Source organism: Tahibacter caeni (genome assembly GCF_024609805.1).
Lineage (GTDB): Bacteria > Pseudomonadota > Gammaproteobacteria > Xanthomonadales > Rhodanobacteraceae > Tahibacter > Tahibacter caeni.
Genome location: NZ_JANFVR010000321.1, coordinates 1 through 2500, shown reverse-complemented (window position 1 = coordinate 2500; position 2500 = coordinate 1). Strand labels below are relative to the sequence as shown.

The window sequence follows — 2500 nt, the reverse complement described above, 5'->3', positions numbered from 1 at the left end:
CTAGCCATGACCAGGGTGAAGGTCCGGTAACACGGACTGGAGGCCCGAACCCACTCCCGTTGCAAAGGTAGGGGATGAGTTGTGGCTAGGAGTGAAAAGCTAATCGAACCCGGAGATAGCTGGTTCTCCTCGAAAGCTATTTAGGTAGCGCCTCATGTATCACTGCTGGGGGTAGAGCACTGTTATGGCTAGGGGGTCATTGCGACTTACCAAACCATTGCAAACTCCGAATACCAGCACGTGCGAGCATGGGAGACACACGGCGGGTGCTAACGTCCGTCGTGAAAAGGGAAACAACCCAGACCCGCAGCTAAGGTCCCAAAATCATCGCTAAGTGGAAAACGATGTGGGAAGGCACAGACAGCCAGGAGGTTGGCTTAGAAGCAGCCACCCTTTAAAGAAAGCGTAATAGCTCACTGGTCGAGTCGGCCTGCGCGGAAGATTTAACGGGGCTAAGCGATGTACCGAAGCTCGGGGTGCATTCTTTGAATGCGCGGTAGAGGAGCGTTCCGTAGGCCTGTGAAGGTGAGTCGTAAGGCTTGCTGGAGGTATCGGAAGTGCGAATGCTGACATGAGTAACGATAAGGGGGGTGAAAAGCCTCCCCGCCGAAAGCCCAAGGTTTCCTCGCGCAACGTTCATCGGCGCAGGGTGAGTCGGCCCCTAAGGCGAGGCAGAAATGCGTAGTCGATGGGAAGCGGGTTAATATTCCCGCACTTAACCGTAGTGCGATGGGGGGACGGAGAAGGCTAGGTGTACCGGGCGTTGGTTGTCCCGGGGAAAGGCGGTAGGTGTTGAGGGTAGGCAAATCCGCTCTCATTTACACCGAGCACCGAGACGAGCTCTTTGAGCGAAGTCACTGAGGCCACGCTTCCAGGAAAATCCTCTAAGCTTCAGCTACGGTTGAACCGTACCGTAATCCGACACAGGTAGGCAGGGTGAGAATCCCAAGGCGCTTGAGAGAACTCGGGTGAAGGAACTAGGCAACATAGCACCGTAACTTCGGGAGAAGGTGCGCCCAAGAATGTGGCAACGTGCGTTGCTGAGCATTCTTGGGCCGCAGTGACCAGGCCGCTGCGACTGTTTATCAAAAACACAGCACTCTGCAAACACGTAAGTGGACGTATAGGGTGTGACGCCTGCCCGGTGCTGGAAGGTTAATTGATGGGGTCAGCCGCAAGGCGAAGCTCTTGATCGAAGCCCCAGTAAACGGCGGCCGTAACTATAACGGTCCTAAGGTAGCGAAATTCCTTGTCGGGTAAGTTCCGACCTGCACGAATGGCGTAACGACAGCGGCGCTGTCTCCACCCGAGACTCAGTGAAATTGAAATCGCTGTGAAGATGCAGCGTTCCCGCGGCAAGACGGAAAGACCCCGTGAACCTTTACTATAGCTTTACACTGAACGTTGAGTTCGTCTGTGTAGGATAGGTGGGAGGCTATGAAACCATGGCGCTAGCTGTGGCGGAGCCATCCTTGAAATACCACCCTGATGTGCTTGACGTTCTAACCTAGATCCGTAATCCGGATCGGGGACCGTGTATGGTGGGTAGTTTGACTGGGGCGGTCTCCTCCCAAAGAGTAACGGAGGAGCTCGAAGGTACGCTCAGCGCGGTCGGACATCGCGCACTGTGTGCAAAGGCATAAGCGTGCTTGACTGCAAGATCGACGGATCAAGCAGGTACGAAAGTAGGACTTAGTGATCCGGTGGTTCTGTATGGAAGGGCCATCGCTCAACGGATAAAAGGTACTCCGGGGATAACAGGCTGATACCGCCCAAGAGTTCATATCGACGGCGGTGTTTGGCACCTCGATGTCGGCTCATCACATCCTGGGGCTGTAGTCGGTCCCAAGGGTATGGCTGTTCGCCATTTAAAGTGGTACGCGAGCTGGGTTCAGAACGTCGTGAGACAGTTCGGTCCCTATCTGTCGTGGGCGTTGGAGGTTTGAGAGGGGCTGCTCCTAGTACGAGAGGACCGGAGTGGACGATTCTCTGGTGTTCCGGTTGTCACGCCAGTGGCACTGCCGGGTAGCTATAATCGGAAGCGATAACCGCTGAAAGCATCTAAGCGGGAAGCGCGCCTCAAGATGAGACCTCCCGGAGCACAAGCTCCCTGAAGGGCCCAGGTAGACTACCTGGTTGATAGGGTGGGTGTGTATCGCAGTAATGCCGAGCTAACCACTACTAATGACCCGTGCGGCTTGATCATATAACTCCAAGACGCTTCGCTAGCCTCAACAACACAACCGGCTAGACAAGTCCCAAACCTACGTTCACATCCCAAGTCACAACGCCGAGTCCGCGCAACACTGCGCGACTCCATCGTCTCCCTGGCGGCCATAGCGGTTTGGTACCACCCGATCCCTTCTCGAACTCGGAAGTGAAACGAACCCGCGCCGATGGTAGTGTGCATCCGCATGCGAGAGTAGGTCACTGCCAGGGCCCTTTACCACAAAACGCCATCCCACTCCGGGATGGCGTTTTGCTTTTGATCTGTCCGAAA

Annotated in this window: 2 rRNA genes (1 of these 2 cut by a window edge); both read left to right on the top strand. The window is 55.4% G+C overall.

Going from position 1 to position 2500, the window contains the following annotated elements:
* Nucleotides 1-2206 (top strand): 23S ribosomal RNA (locus NON22_RS19790); it begins 668 nt to the left of the window's first position.
* Nucleotides 2207-2326: 120 nt separating this feature from the next.
* Nucleotides 2327-2439, top strand: a 5S ribosomal RNA gene (gene rrf / locus NON22_RS19785).
* The last annotated feature ends 61 nt before the right edge of the window (nt 2440-2500 follow it).